The organism is Kitasatospora sp. NPDC056184, from assembly GCF_042268405.1.
Lineage (GTDB): Bacteria > Actinomycetota > Actinomycetes > Streptomycetales > Streptomycetaceae > Kitasatospora.
Genome location: NZ_JBHJUI010000004.1, coordinates 237797 through 251864 on the forward strand (window position 1 = coordinate 237797; position 14068 = coordinate 251864).

Annotated in this window: 10 protein-coding genes; 7 read left to right on the forward strand and 3 right to left on the reverse strand. The window is 74.1% G+C overall.

Annotated elements, in window-relative coordinates; genetic code table 11:
- Positions 1 to 22: 22 nt before the first annotated feature.
- Positions 23 to 937, reverse strand: a complete 915-nt coding sequence (locus tag ACFC0B_RS11005) for a helix-turn-helix domain-containing protein (RefSeq protein ID WP_376084757.1) — start codon at positions 935 to 937, stop codon at positions 23 to 25.
- 203 nt (positions 938 to 1140) lie between these two features.
- Here ACFC0B_RS11005 and ACFC0B_RS11010 point away from each other — a divergent pair, with 203 nt between their 5' ends.
- Together ACFC0B_RS11010 and ACFC0B_RS11015 are read left to right on the forward strand one after the other, a co-directional pair.
- A complete protein-coding gene (locus tag ACFC0B_RS11010; RefSeq protein WP_376084759.1) occupies positions 1141 to 1575 on the forward strand; it encodes a CBS domain-containing protein in 435 nt (144 codons plus the stop codon).
- A gap of 548 nt (positions 1576 to 2123) precedes the next feature.
- Positions 2124 to 3350 (forward strand): sensor histidine kinase, encoded by a 1227-nt coding sequence (locus ACFC0B_RS11015; protein WP_376084761.1) that lies wholly within the window; start codon positions 2124 to 2126, stop codon positions 3348 to 3350.
- Positions 3351 to 3482: 132 nt separating this feature from the next.
- Here the strand turns inward: ACFC0B_RS11015 and ACFC0B_RS11020 are convergent, their stop codons facing one another.
- Together ACFC0B_RS11020 and ACFC0B_RS11025 are read right to left on the reverse strand one after the other, a co-directional pair.
- Complete coding sequence (locus tag ACFC0B_RS11020) at positions 3483 to 5546, reverse strand: NPCBM/NEW2 domain-containing protein (protein ID WP_376085106.1); 2064 nt, start codon at positions 5544 to 5546, stop codon at positions 3483 to 3485.
- A 164-nt stretch (positions 5547 to 5710) separates the two neighbouring features.
- Entirely contained in the window at positions 5711 to 7837 is a 2127-nt protein-coding gene (locus tag ACFC0B_RS11025) for a hypothetical protein (protein WP_376084763.1), read from the reverse strand.
- Positions 7838 to 8075: 238 nt separating this feature from the next.
- On the opposite strand from ACFC0B_RS11025, the gene ACFC0B_RS11030 reads away from it, so the two are divergent.
- The 5 genes from ACFC0B_RS11030 (at position 8076) to ACFC0B_RS11050 (ending at position 14001) form a co-directional block, all read left to right on the forward strand.
- Positions 8076 to 9116 (forward strand): substrate-binding domain-containing protein, encoded by a 1041-nt coding sequence (locus tag ACFC0B_RS11030; RefSeq protein WP_376084765.1) that lies wholly within the window; start codon positions 8076 to 8078, stop codon positions 9114 to 9116.
- Positions 9109 to 10728: a sugar ABC transporter ATP-binding protein gene (locus ACFC0B_RS11035; protein ID WP_376084767.1), complete on the forward strand. Its 1620-nt coding sequence runs from the start codon at positions 9109 to 9111 to the stop codon at positions 10726 to 10728. Before ACFC0B_RS11030 ends, ACFC0B_RS11035 begins: the two co-directional genes overlap by 8 nt.
- A complete protein-coding gene (locus tag ACFC0B_RS11040; RefSeq protein WP_376084769.1) occupies positions 10725 to 11804 on the forward strand; it encodes an ABC transporter permease in 1080 nt (359 codons plus the stop codon). The genes ACFC0B_RS11035 and ACFC0B_RS11040 overlap by 4 nt, the downstream gene beginning before the upstream one ends.
- 165 nt (positions 11805 to 11969) lie before the next feature.
- Complete coding sequence (locus ACFC0B_RS11045) at positions 11970 to 13505, forward strand: hypothetical protein (RefSeq protein WP_376084771.1); 1536 nt, start codon at positions 11970 to 11972, stop codon at positions 13503 to 13505.
- The gene (locus ACFC0B_RS11050; protein ID WP_376084773.1) at positions 13387 to 14001 is read left to right on the forward strand and encodes a sensor histidine kinase; all 615 of its coding nucleotides are present in this window, start codon (positions 13387 to 13389) and stop codon (positions 13999 to 14001) included. Before ACFC0B_RS11045 ends, ACFC0B_RS11050 begins: the two co-directional genes overlap by 119 nt.
- Positions 14002 to 14068: the final 67 nt, after the last annotated feature.

Below are 14068 nucleotides of genomic sequence, written 5' to 3' on the forward strand. Positions count from 1 at the left end.
CGGGTACCGGGCCGGACCGCCGTCATGCCTCCCACTCTGGCGCGGGCCCGGTGGCCCTGCCTTGGACGTTTCGGAACTCCACCGCGTCCGGCCCCTCCTCGGCGCGCCAGACGCTCGGAGCGCATCCGGCCAGCGCGCGGAACTCGCGGGCCAGATGGGCCTGGTCGGCATAGCCGCAGCTCGCCGCGAGCTCTGCCAGCAGGGGCACCGGACCGGGGGCGGCCAGCAGCCGGCGGGCCCGGTCGAACCGGACCACCCGGGCGGCGGCCTTCGGGCTGAGGCCCGTCTCCCGGCGGAACCGGTCCAGCAGGTGCCGTTCGCTCCATCCGGTCTCCCGGGCGAGCGCGGCCACCGGCAGTGCCCCGCCGCTGCGCCGCAGCGCGGACCAGGCCCGCACGACCTCCGGCGGCACCTGGCCCGTCGGGCGGGCGAGCCGCAGCAGTGCGCCGTCCAGCACCGCGAACCGCTCCGGCCAGTCGCGGGCCTCCTGGACCGCCTCCCGGAGGTGTCCGGCCACCGCCCCGAGCACCGCCTCGGCCGGGAGGTCCAGCCCGGACAGCTCCCCGGCCGGCAGCCCGAACAGCGCCCGCGCGGCGAGCGGGTGGACGGCGAGCTGGATGCCGGACTGCCGGCCGTCGTGACTGATCAGCGCCGGCGCGGTGTGCAGGCCGCCGAGCAGCGTGGCGAACCGGCCGGGCGGCTGTCCCGGGTCCGGGTGGCCCGCCATGGTGAGGGGTTCGTCCAGGGTCAGGATGAAGGTCAGGTACGGGGACGGCAGGCCGCGGTGCAGGGCGGGCGGCAGGCCGCGCTGACGGTAGCCCGCGTACCAGGCCACGTACGGGCGCAGGGCCGTCGCGGGCCGCACCCGGATCACCTCGTCGACCGGGCCGTCCACGGCCGCCGTCGCGGCGGGTGCTCCGGCGATCTCCTCCGTCACGCCCCCAGTATCGGCCCGCGGTCCCGTCCGTCGCATCGCCCCGCCGCGGTGGCCGGGTTCGTCGCCGGCCGTGTTCCCGCACGGTGCGGCGGTGACCGCGCGTGGTCCCCGGTCCGATGGGCTCGCGGACCGTCGGCGGCGTGCATAGCGTGGGAACACCGGACCACCCGGTGCTCGGGGGACGACCCTGAGGAGGAGCTCCCGTGACCACTGCCCGAGACATCATGCACTCCGGCGCCCAGTGCGTCGGCGCCGAACAGAGCCTCGCCGACGCGGCCCGAATGATGCGCGACTTGAACGTCGGCGCCCTTCCGATCTGCGGCGACGACCAGAAGCTGAAGGGCATCATCACCGACCGCGACATCATCGTCCGCTGTATCGCGGAGGGGATGGACCCGGCCGCCACGAAGGCCATGGAACTGGCCGGCCACCTGCACTGCGTCCGCGCCGAGGACGGCATCGACACCGTGCTCCAGAAGATGGAGCAGCACCAGATCCGCCGCATCCCGGTGATCGACGGCGACCGGCTGGTCGGCATGATCAGCGAGGCCGACCTGGCGATGGGCCACCGCGAGGGCCAGCGCCTGACGGACCAGCAGATCGTCGACTTCATGGACAGCGTCTACATGAAGCGCTGACGCCCTCCCCTCCGAAACCCCAGGACCTGCCGGGCCTTCCGGGGCGGGGCGAGCGGGCCCCGCCCCGTGAGGCCGCCCGACCGCGGCCGCGCCGGGCGCGCGCCTCCTCCGCCCGGCAGCCGGCGCCGCCCCTCGCACCGCCCGGATCGGCGGCGGCGCCGCCGGCGGCGGTCGCCGGAACCGCGGCGACGAGCACCGGGATCAGGGCCGCCAGGGCCGGAAGGCGGGGTCGAACCGGGCACGGGCGACGGGGCGGCCGCGGGCCAAGTATCTGACCGAACGTCAAAGCGGTTCTCTGCGCGGGTGTTCACTCCTCTGTTGTCGAATCGAGGACCGGACCGGGAGGGTCTCGGAACCGGAAACCGCGAACACCGGCGGCCGGCGGAGGGGGGCAAGAAGTGCCGATCTGCACATGTTTGCGAGGTCCGGGCCCCGGCTCTCCATGACCTTCGGCCTGTCTTTCGCCCGGGGAGGGGAGGCGGCCGGGAATCCGGGTACAGTCCCCGGCGGTGGTCGGGACCGGCCCGGTCGGCAGCCTGGGAGGACGGATGGAACAGCGCGTCGTGCGGTGGATCCCGCCCGGACTCTACGCGGTGGTCCTCGCCGCCGGCTTCTACCACGCGGCCGTCGCCGCCGGGGAGTTCGGCGGGGCCAGGCTCGCCGTCTTCGCGGCGGGCCTGCTGGCCCTGTTCGCCCTGGAGGCGCCCGGGCCGGACCGGGCGCCGGCCGCGCGGCTGCCCGCGGGACTGCTGTTGACGGTGCGGGTGGTGCTGTTCGCGGCCGTCGCGGTGGTGGACGGATCCGGGGTGTCGCGGGCGTTGTTCGTGCTGGTGCCGTTCACCGCGTACCTGGCCTTCGGCCGGCGGGCCGCGTTCGCCTGGGCCGCGGGGTGTGTCGGGCTGCTGCTGACCGGCCTGAGCGTCCTGGTGCCGGGCTGGTGGGGACGGCCGGCCTACGTGTCGGACGTGCTGATGTTCGGCCTCGCGCTGGCCCTGGCCCTGGCGCTCGCCGGGTCGGTGGTCCGCGAGCAGGCGGCGCGGGCCTGGCTGGAGGAGTCGTACGAGCGGCTGGCCCGGTACGCGGAGCGGGTCGCCGAGCTGGCCGCGGCGGAGGAGCGCGCCCGGGTCGCCGGGGAGATCCAGGCCGGCCTCGGCCGCCATCTGACGGACGTCGGCGTGCAGTTGGAGAAGGCCGAGGTGTTCCGCGGGCTGGAGCCGGAGGCCACGGCGCGGGCCCTCGCGAACGCGCGGCGGTCGGCCGGCCGGGCGCTCGCGGAGGTCCGTGAGTCGGTGAGCGTGCTGCGCGAGGTCCGCCCGTTCCCGCTGGTGCGCTCGCTCACCGAGCTCGTCCGGTACCTCGGTGACGACCGGCTGGCGGTGGAGCTGACCGTCACCGGTGACGAGTCGGGACACGACGCCGGGACGCTCACCACCCTCTACCGCGCCGCCCAGGAGGCGCTCGCCGGCGCCCGTCGGCACGGCCGGGTGACCCGGGTGGAGGTCCGGCTCGCCCTGGACGGCCCGGCCGCCCGGCTGACCGTCACCGACAACGGGAGGGGGATCGCCCGGGGCTCCGAACCGGGCCGCGGCATACGGGGGATGCGCGAGCGGGTGGCGCTGCTCGGTGGCCGGGTGGACATCCTGGGCGGGGCCGGCAGGTCCGGAGGCGTGGCCGTCACCGTGACGGTGCCCCGCCGCTCGCCCGCCGGAGCCCCGAGCGCGTCGGCCGCGGCCGGGTCGGCCGCGACGGCCGTGACCGGGTGGGCGACCGGCTGATCCCCGACGCCGCGCTCGCTCAACGCCGAGCACGGTCAACGCCGCACTGCCCGCCGCCGCGCCGGCCCGACGGCGAGCGGGCGCGGCACCGAGGTCCACTCGGCACCGCGCCCGCCCCGATCGGCACCCCGATCAGCAGGTGAGCACCGGCGCCGCCCAGTCGGCGTGGTCGCTGTTGGTGCCGTCGCCGCCGTCCGTGACCACGAGCCGCAGCTCGTTGGCCCCGGCCAGCGCCGCCGTGAGGTGCTTGACCCCGGAAGCGGCCGTCATCCGCCCGCTGTCGGCGACCTTGGTGTCGTCGGCGTAGACCTCGAAGGAGACCGAGCCGCGGCCCTGTGCCTCGGCGTCCACGCCCACATCGGTGCTGAGCGCGGAGCAGGAGCCGCCGAGGTAGTAGACGATCTCGCTGAACGCGTTGACGCCCAGGCCCTTCGGGTAGGTGGCGCTCCCGATGGTGATCGCGGAGCCGTCACGGGCCTGGTTGCCGCCGTTGCTCATGTCCCGCTCCACCGGGCCCCAGCTGTTGCCCGCGGCGGACCAGGCGAGGTCGGAGAGCTGGTGGGTGCCGGCGGCCGGGCCGCCACCGCAGGCGATCCGGACGTTCGCCCAGTCGGCGTGGTCCCAACCGGTGCCGTCGCCGCCGTCGGTGACCACCAGCCGCAGCTCCTGGGCCCCGGTGAGGTCGGCGGTGAGCCGCTTCGCCGCGTCCCGGCCGGTGACCGGGCCGCTGTCCGCGGCCTTCACGCCGTCCTTGTAGACCTGGAACACCACCGAGCCGTTGCCGTACGCGTCGTCGTCGATCCCCACGTCGGTGACCAGGTTGCGGCAGGTGCCGCCCAGGTGGAAGCCGATGTCGCTGGGGGCGTGCACGCCCAGGCCGTAGGTGTAGGGGACGCCGCGGACGGTGATCGTCTGTCCGTCGCCGGCCAGGTGGTCGCCGTTGGTGCGGTCGCGCTCCACCGGGCCCCAGAAGTTGGAGACGGAGGTGAACGGCAGGTCGCTCAGCCGGGTCACCCCGGTGGGCGGGGAGACCGGCGAGCTCGGGGTGACCCGGAACATCGCCGTACCGTGCCCGGGCACCACCGCGCTGATCGTCCCGCTGCTGGCGGAGGTCTGCTTGGACCACAGGTCCTTGACCGCGTAGGACTCGGCACCGCCGATGCCGACGGCCTGCGCGGTGGTGCTGATGGTGGTGTCGTAGGAGCCCTCGTTGGTGAGGGTCACCGAACGGCTGCCGTCCGCCAGCGGCTTGCTCATCACCACGAGCCCGTTCTCCCGGGAGACCACGGTGCCCTGCCGGCCGAGCGGGTCCTGGTCCACCGCGATGACGTCCCGGTTGGTGAGGATCTCCAGAGTCTCCGGCTCGGCGCTGCGCAGGTCGGTGCCGATCATCAGCGGGGCGGCCATCTGCGCCCAGAGGCTGAAGTGGGTCCGGTACTCGGTGCCGGTCATGCCGCCGTTGCCGACCTCCAGCATGTCCGGGTCGTTGAAGGCGCCGGGCTTGGCGTAGTTGGCCAGGCCCTGGTTGGCCTGGGCGATGGAGATCATGCTCTGCCAGTTGTCGCTGATGTCACCGGTGGTGCGCCAGGAGTTGCCCACCGGCTGCGCCCAGTTCCACGGCCCGGTGCTGCCCCACTCGCAGATGCTGTAGAGGATCGGCCGTCCGGTCCGCTTGAGCGCCTCGCCCATGGTCCGGTACCGGGTCCGCGCGTCCGTGCCCTGGTTGTGGCAGTTGTCGTACTTGAGGTAGTCGACGCCCCAGGAGGCCCACAGATCCGCGTCCTGCTGCTCGTGGCCGAGGCCGCCGGGGAAGCCCTTGACGTCGCAGGTGTGGTCGCCGGCGCTGGAGTAGATGCCGAACTTCAGCCCCTTGCCGTGCACGTAGTCGGCCAGCGCCTTGATGCCGTGCGGGAAGCGGACCGGGTCGGGCACGAGGTTGCCGGCCGCGTCGCGCTCGGGCAGCGCCCAGCAGTCGTCGAGGTTGACGTACCGGTAGCCGGCGGCCTTGAGGCCCTTGCTGACGAAGAGGTCGGCGATGCCCTTGATCATCGCCTCGTTGAACTGGTCCCCGCAGTAGGTGGAGTTCCAGTTGTTGAAGCCCATCTGCGGGGTCAGGTTGAGGCCGTTGTCGAGGGCCGCGGCCGGTGGCGCGGTGGCGAGTTGGAGTCCGACGGTGAGGGCGCCGCCGCCGGCCATCAGGGTGAGCGCGGTCAGCGCGGCCGCGAAGCGGCGGCGTGGTCGGGCATCGGGGGTGCGCAAGTCTCCTCCAGGTGGGTGAACCGAAAGGGTGAGCGAGCCGAACGGGCGGGAGGGCCGGGGGAGTCGGCCCGGGGTCGGAGGGCGGGGCGGGACGCGGCCGGTCAGTTGAGCAGCGTCCAGGCCTGGCCGGGGGCGGCCGGGTTCGGTGCGCCGAGGACGACCGAGGAGGTCGGTGCGGACTGCGGGGCGTCCAGGGCCAGCCCGGTGGCGACGTTGGTGATGGTCAGCGCGCCGGTCGCGGTGTTCTGCAGGACCCGCCACTTCTGGTGCGGGCTGTCGGGGTCCCAGCGGTTGAGCACCCAGGCGGCCGAGCCGGTCCCGTTGCCGCCGGTCAGCGTGCCGTGCACCTGGGTGGGCGTGTTGCAGTTGTCGGTGATGCGCACGGTGCCGTCGGGGTTCGGGGTGAACTTCCACTGCTCCGAGGTGTGCCAGTCCCACCAGGTGTTGATGTCGGTGGTCGAGCCGTCGGGCGCGGCGCACATGCCCCGGACCTCCAGGGCCTGGCCGCCGGTGCCGCCCGCGCTGATGCCGTGGTAGCGGCCGTCGCCGACGACCGCGGCCGGGACGGTGACGGGCAGCGCCTTGAGGCGGTACAGCGCGACGCCGTGGGCCGGCACCCAGGACCCGACGGTGCTGGTGAAGGTGCCGGTGGCGCCGGTCCAGAGGTCCTTGACCGTGTAGCCGGGGCCGGTCAGCCCGAGGTCGGCGAGCGTCCGGGTGATGTACTGCCAGCCGGACGGGTCCTGGTTGACCAGCAGCACGGCGGTGTCGCCGTCGGCCAGTTGGCGCTTGAGCACGATCGGCGCGGTGGGGCTGCCGGGCGGGGCGCCGACCAGGGTGGCCGGCTTGCCGAGGCGGTCCTGGTCCACCGCGATGACGTCGGTGTTCTTGTAGATCGCCAGGGCGGTGTCGCCGATGCCGGTGGTCCAGGTGACGCCCTGGTCGGTGTGCCGGGAGTCGGCCGCGGTGCGCAGGTCGGCGCCGCTGATCAGCGGGGCGGCCATCATCGCGAGGATCGACATCTCGGCGCGCGCCTCGTCGTCGGTCATCGGCTTGTGGCAGAGGCAGTTGTCGGTGGTGCCGTAGACGCCGTACGGGTACAGCCAGCCAGCGAACATCATGTCCATGTCATTCCAGCTGCCCGGTCGCACGTTCCCCGGGTAGTCCAGCGCGGTCCGCAGCTGGCCGTTGTAGAGCACGCCGTCCAGGTCGGGGCCGCGGTCGCCGCCGATCCGGCACAGGTTGGCGACCTGGCCGCACCACTTCCCGGTCGGCGCGTACCCGGGCGCCTCGCGCGGCGGGGTGCCGGCCGCGACGACGACCGGGTCGGTGCGGGCCGGGTCGTCGGCGGCCAGCAGGTACGGGACGCCGGTGTGCACGGGCTGGGCGGAGACGCTCAGCGTGACCCGGGGCCGGTTCTGCGCGGCCGAGGCGGAGTCCAGCTCCCGGCGGAAGTCCTGGGCGCGGGCGTAGAGCGAGCGGGTGAGCTCCCGGCCGATGCCCTGGGTGTAGTAGTTGTGGCCGTCCGGTCCGACGATCTGCGGACCGTAGGGGCAGTCGTCGTACTTCACGTAGTCGACGCCCCAGGCCACGAAGTCGGCGGCGTCGGTGCTCTCGTGGCCCAGGCTGCCGGGGCGGCCCTGGCAGGTGGTGTACGTCGTGGTGGCGTAGATGCCGAACTTCATGCCCTTGCTGTGCGCGTACCAGGAGAGGTACTCGATGCCGTTGAGGGTGCGGCCGCCGACGGCGCGGGAGGGGAAGCGCGCCGGGTCGGGCACCAGGTGTCCGCTGGTGACGTCGGTGCCGGTGCCGTCGGTGCCGCTGACGGGGTTGCGGTTGGCGTCGTAGAGCTGCATGGCGCCCTCGGGCGTCTTGGCGAAGTCGGCGCTCTGGCCGTCGCGGTGGCCCAGCGACCACCCGTCGTCGATGGTGACGGTGTTGTAGCCGGCCGCGACCAGGCCGCGGGCGACCATGAAGTCGATGGTCTGGACGACCTGTTCCTGGGTGGTGGCGGTGCCGAAGGTGTTCCAGGAGTTCCACCCCATCGGCGGGGTGAGGGCCTGTCCGTTGTCGACGGTCACGGTCGCGGGCGGGGCGGCAGTGGCGGCCGTGGGTGCGGCCGCGGCGGGGGTCGTCGCGGGGCCGAGGGCGAGCGTGCCGAGGCCGGCCGAGGCGAGGGCCAGCGCCAGCAGGGCGCGGGGGGTGGGGCGGGGCGCGGTTCTGCGCATGGGCGCTCCAGGGGTGCGCGCGGGTGGGGGCGCATGAGGTTCACTGGTGAAGGGGAGTCGCGCTGATGTTTTCTGTCTCTTTTTCAAACAGAAAGCAACGCAGCATAGGCACGGCGGGAGTGGACACTCAAGAGTGCCTTTCTGCTGCACGGGGCTTGACGGCTCATCAGAGCGGGGTGTGATATTTCACATCGCGTTGAAATCTGTTTGATTCTGCTGATGAGGAGCGGTCCCCTCCATGACCAGAAGCACCCGCCGCCGCGCTGCGGCAGGCTCCCTCCTGCTGGCCCTCGGCCTGACCGCGGCCTGCTCCGACGGGCAGGACACGACCACCGGCAACGCCTCGGTGGCCCCCGTCAGCGGGAAGATCTCGATCACCTATCTGCAGAAGCAGGGCGACCAGGAGTACTTCATCGGCGAGGCCGCCGGCGCGAAGGCCAAGGCCGCCGAACTCGGCGTCGACCTCAAGGTGGTCAACCTCGGCAGCGACGCCAACAAGACGGTCAGCGAGGTCCAGGCGGCCGTCGCGCGGAAGACCAACGGCGTGATCGTCGTCGTCCCCGACCCGGCCGTCGGGCCGCAGGTGGTGCGGACCGTCCGGGACGCCGGGATCGCCCTGCTCACCTCCGACGACCAGGTCTGCTCCACCGGCCCCGACCCGGCGGCCTGCCCCAAGGCCGACCTGGTGCCGCGCATCGGCTTCAGCGGCGCCCAGATGGGCGCCGAGGTCGGCCGGCGCGCCGCCGAGGAGTACGCCAAAGCCGGGTGGACGGCGGCCGACACCCGGGTCATCGCGGCCTGGAAACAGGACGTCACCGTCTGCGGGGACCGGGTCAAGGCGGCCAAGGAGGCCTTCGACGCGGCCGTCCCCGGCGTCCGGACCATCGAGGTCGCCACCGACAACACCCCCACCGGCGCACAGGACAAGGTCGCCGCGACCGTCACCGCCAACGCGGGCGTCAAGCACTGGGTGGTGTGGGGCTGCAACGACGAGAACGTGCACGGCGGCGTGACCGCGCTGCAGAACGCCGGCGTCGGCGCGGACGACGTGATCGGCATCGGCCTCGGCGCCTACCTCGCCTGCAAGGACTGGGGTGCAGGCAAGCCGACCGGGATGAAGGCCGCGCTGTTCATCAACGGCAAGGAGGTCGGCGCGCTCGCCGTCCAGACGATGTACGACAAGCTCAAGAACGGTAAGGACCTCCCGGCCGAGCTGTTCGCGCGCACCACCATGGTCGACGCCGCCAGCTGGCAGGGCGCCGGAGTCACCTGTGGCTGAGCGGGCCGCCCCGGAGCCGACCGCCCCGGAGCCGACCGCCGAAGCGCCGACCGCCGCAGGGCCGCTCGGCACCGCCGGCACCACCGGCGTGGTCGCCGTCACCAAGGCCTTCGGCCCCGTCCGGGCCCTGAGCGGCGTCACCCTCGACTTCCCCCGGGGCGCGGTCACCGCGCTGATGGGCGAGAACGGCGCCGGCAAGTCCACCCTGCTGAAGATCCTCACCGGCGACCACCGGCCCACCGAGGGCCGCGTCCTGCTCGACGGCCGCCCCGTCGACCTGCGCTCCCCGGCCCAGGCCCGCGCCCTCGGCATCCGCATCGTCCCGCAGGAACCCGAGATCGTCCCGCACGTCTCGGTGGCCGAGAACGTCTACGCGGGCGCCCTCCCGACCGGCCGCGGCCGCCGCCTGGACCGCGCCGCCCTGCGCCGCCGGATCACCGCCGACCTGGACCGGCTCGGCTTCACCGGCGTCCTCGACCCCGACCTCCCCGGCTCCCGGCTCACCGCCGCCCAGCGCCAACTGGTCGAGATCATGCGCGCGCTGACCGGCGAGGCCAAGCTGATCGCCTTCGACGAGCCCACCTCCTCGCTCTCCGAGCAGGAGGCCGACACCCTCTTCGCCCTCATCGGCCGGCTGCGCGACCGGGGCATCGCGATCGTCTACGTCTCGCACCGGATGGGCGAGATCTTCCGGCTCGCCGACCGGATCGCCGTCCTGCGCGACGGCGAACTGGCCGGGATCCAGGACGCGCGCGACACCACCGAGGGCGACCTGGTGCGGCAGATGGTCGGCCGCGACCTGTCCGCCCTGTTCGTCCGCAGCGGCGTCGCCACCGACCGCGTGGTGCTGCGGGCCCGCGGCCTCACCACCGACCACGTCCGCGACGTCGACCTCACCGTCCGGGCCGGGGAGGTGGTCGGTCTGGCCGGGCTGATCGGCGCCGGCCGCTCCGAACTCGCCCTCGCGCTCGCCGGGGACCTGCCGGTGCGCTCCGGCACCGTCACCCTGGACGGGCGGCCGCTGCCCACCGGCGGTCCCGGCCGGGTGATCCGCGCCGGCCTCGGACTCGCCCCCGAGGAGCGCAAGGCCCAGGCGCTCTTCCTGCACCGCTCGATCCGCGACAACACCTCGATCGCCGTCCTGGACCGGCTGCGCCGCTGGCGCTTCGTCAAACGCCCGGCCGAACGCGACCTGGCCCGCGCGTACACGGAGCGGCTGCGGGTGCGCGCCCCGTCGATCGAGCACGAGGTCCGCAAGCTCTCCGGCGGCAACCAGCAGAAGGTCGTGCTCGCCCGCTGGCTGGCCCGCCGGCCCAAGCTGCTGATCCTCGACGAGCCGACCCGCGGCATCGACGTCGGAGCCAAGGCCGAGATCCACCGGATCGTCGCCGACCTGGCCGAGGAGGGCGTCGCCCTGCTGGTCATCTCCTCCGAACTGCCCGAACTCCTGGGCCTGGCCGACCGGATCGTCGTCCTGCAGAACGGGCGGGTCACCGGCGAACTCGACCGCGCCGACGCCACCGAGGAGGCCGTCCTGCAACTGGCCATGGCCGACGACATCACCGCGGCCGGCGCCACCGCCCGCCCGACCTCCCCGGGAGCACCCTCATGACCGGCGCCACCACCCCGTCCGCCGTCGACCGGCCCGACCCCGGCCCCGGGTCCGGCTCCGGAGCGGGATCCGGCACCGGCCGGCCGCCGCGCCGGGGCGGCCGCCCGCTCGCCCTCCTCGCCGGCATCGGCGGCCAGAACCTCAGCCTGCTCGGCGCCCTCGCCCTGGTCCTCACCGTCTTCGGGCTGCTCGACGACAACTACCTCGGCTGGACCAACCTCCAGGTGATCGCCGAGGCCGCGACCATCACCGGGCTGCTCGCCGTCGTCCAGACCGTCGTGATCATCTGCGGCGGCCTGGACATCTCGGTCGGCTCCCAGGCCGGCCTGGCCTCCGTGGTCAGCGCCATGGCGTTCACCTCGGCCGGATCCAACGCCCTCGCCGGGACGGCCGCGGCGGTCGCCGTCGGTGTCCTCGTCGGCACCGTCAACGGCCTCGTCATCGTCCGCGGCCGGGTCAACGCGACCATCGCCACCCTGGCCGGCCTCGCCGCCTACAAGGGCATCGCCCAACTCGTCTCGGACGGGCGGGCGCAGGGCTACGTGCTCGGCGACCCGGTGTTCGTCTTCCTCGGCCGCGGCCGGATCGCCGGACTGCCGGTGATGGTCTGGATCCTGATCCTCGTCGCGCTCGCGGTGCACGTCCTGCTCACCTACACCGACCTCGGCCGCAACCTCTACGCGATCGGCGGCAACGACACCGCCGCCCGGCTGGCCGGCATCGCGATCAACAAGTACCTGGTCGCCGTCTACGCCCTCATCGGCGCGGTCGCCGCGCTCGCCGGCATCCTGCTCACCGCCCGCACCGGCTCCGGCCAACCGGTCTCCGGCAGTGAGGGCCTGGAACTCAAGGCGATCACCGCAGCCGCCCTCGGCGGCTGCGCCCTCAAGGGCGGCCGGGGCGGCATCGGCGGCACCCTGCTGGCCGTCGCCCTGCTCGGAGCCCTGGAGAACGGGCTCACCGTCGAAGGCATCAACTCCTTCTGGCAGAACGTCGCCCAGGGCTCGCTCCTGGTGGTGGCGGTGGTCGTCCAGCAGTCCCGCACCGGCGACCGCGCCGTCGGCCTGCCCGGCTAGGCGCTTCCGGCCGGTGCGCCGCGCGCCGCGCGCCGCGCGGGGACGGGAGCCGGGAGCCGGTACCGTGCCGACCGCCCGTTCGCGCGGCGGACGGGACCGGTGGCCCATGCGGCCGGGACGGCAGGCCGAGCAGCATGGAACCGGCCAGGGAGGCGGTGGCGGCGGATGAACGGGGCCAGGGTCGGCGGCACCGGTGTCGCCACGGCTCTCGCGGCCGCCGGTACCGCAGTGCTGTGCGCGGTGGTGTGGTCGCTCCTCGCGCTCACCCACCCCGCGGTGGCGGGCGTCAGTGAGAACTACTTCATCGACGGCCTCTGGCTCGCGCTCGGCCTGACGTTCACGCTCGCCGGCCTGTTCCTCGTGGTCAACGGGAACGGCCGGGGCATGGGCGTCCTGATGCTGGCCACCGGTCTGCTCCAGACACTGCGCATGGTGGTGATCCTGGCCGCCGCGCTGGTCGGCGCCGGCCCGACGGCCGTCGACGCGGTCACGGCGCTGGTGCTGGCCACCGGCATCACCAACGCCTTCATGGTGGTGGCCTTCCCGCTCTGGCTCCCCGACGCCCGCCTCCCCGGTGGGATCTGGCGCTCCGTGACCGTCCTGGTGGCACTGTGGAGCGCCCTGCTCGCCTTCTCCGACACGGCCGGCGAGTCCCGGTGGTCCACCCTGTCCAACCCGCTCCACGACACCGCGCTGCACGCCTGGCTGGACCGGTGGCTCAGCCCGTACGTCTTCGACGTCTTCACCGCGAGCCTCGCGCTCACCCTCACGGTGGCCGCCGTCCGCTGGTGGCACTCGCCCGGACCGCACCCGCACCTGCCCGCGGTCGTGGCGGCCTACGTGGTCTGGGCCGCGCTGATCATCGTCCCGCACTACGTCGGCGACTACCCCGGGTGGCTGCCGTACGCGGTCCTCGTGGCCGGCGAGGCGGTCTGGATGCTGGTGCCGGTCACCGCCTTCCGCCGCGACCGCCAGCTCTCGCTGGACCGGGTCACCCGGCGCTACCTGGCGGCCTGCGCCTACTTCACCCTGGTCTTCATCGCGGTGCTGTTCGCGGTCTACCTGATGCACCGCCTGCAGCCCGGCACCGGGGGCGGGACGCGATGGTGGCAGGTGGTGACCGCCGGGGTCCTGGGCGCCCTGCTGCGACCGGCCGCGCGGGTCGTGGGGCGCGCCGTGGACCGCTACTACTACGGAGAGCGGGCTCACCCGTACCAGCTGATCCGGCAGCTGGCGGAGCGGATGAGCCACGCCGTCAACCCGGCGGACGCGCCGCCGCTGCTGTGCCGGACCGTGGTGCAGGCCCTCGGGCTGCCGGCTGCCGGCTGCCGCGGTCCGGGTACGGACCCGGAGCGGGCCGCGCGAGCTGGCCCGGGTCGGGGTGCTCGACCGGCCCGGCCTGTGCTTCCCGCTCACCTACGAGGGCGCCGAGATCGGCGAGCTGCTCGTACCGCCCCGCCCCGGGCAGTCCGCGCTGGACCGGCAGGACCGCGAGGTGCTGGGCCTGCTCGCCGACCAGGCCTCGCCGGCGATCGCCTCGCTCGGCCTGTACGAGGACCTCCGGGCCAGCCGCGAGCAGCTCGTGCTGGCCCGCGAGGAGGAGCGACGCCGACTGCGCCACGACCTTCACGACGGTCTCGGCCCCGCCCTCTCCGGCCTGCGGCTGAGGATCGACGCCGCCGGCGCCGACCTGCCCGGTGACTCCGGGGCCGCCGACGCGCTCACCGCGGCCTCCGCCGGCATCGGCCTCGCGATCGCCGAGCTCCGGCGGATCACCCACGGCCTGAATCCCGGTCCCCTCGACAGCGAAGGTCTGACCGACGGGCTCCGTCGGCTCGCGGACACCCTCGGGAGCCGGTCGCTGCACGTCACCCTCGACCTGCGTCCCGACCCGCTGCCCGCGCTCTCCGCCGCCGTGGAGGTCGCCGTCTACCGGATCAGCGGCGAGGCCCTGAACAACGTGGTCCGCCACTCGGGTGCCACGGCCGCCCGCCTCAGCCTGGGCGTGCTCCCCGACCGGGTCACCGTCGAGGTCGCCGACAACGGCACGGGCTTCCCCGTCCGGGTCTCCACGCCCGGGGTCGGTCTCCGGTCCATGGCCGAACGCGCCGAGGAGCTCGGCGGCACCTTCACCGCCGGCAACGCCCCCGTCGGTGCCGTCGTCCGCGCCGTCTTCCCGCGCGGCCGGGCCGACTGACCCGGGCCGCCGCCAGGCCTCGGGCGCCGTGCGCGCCCGCCCCGGGGGCGCTGTTTCGCCCGTGTCC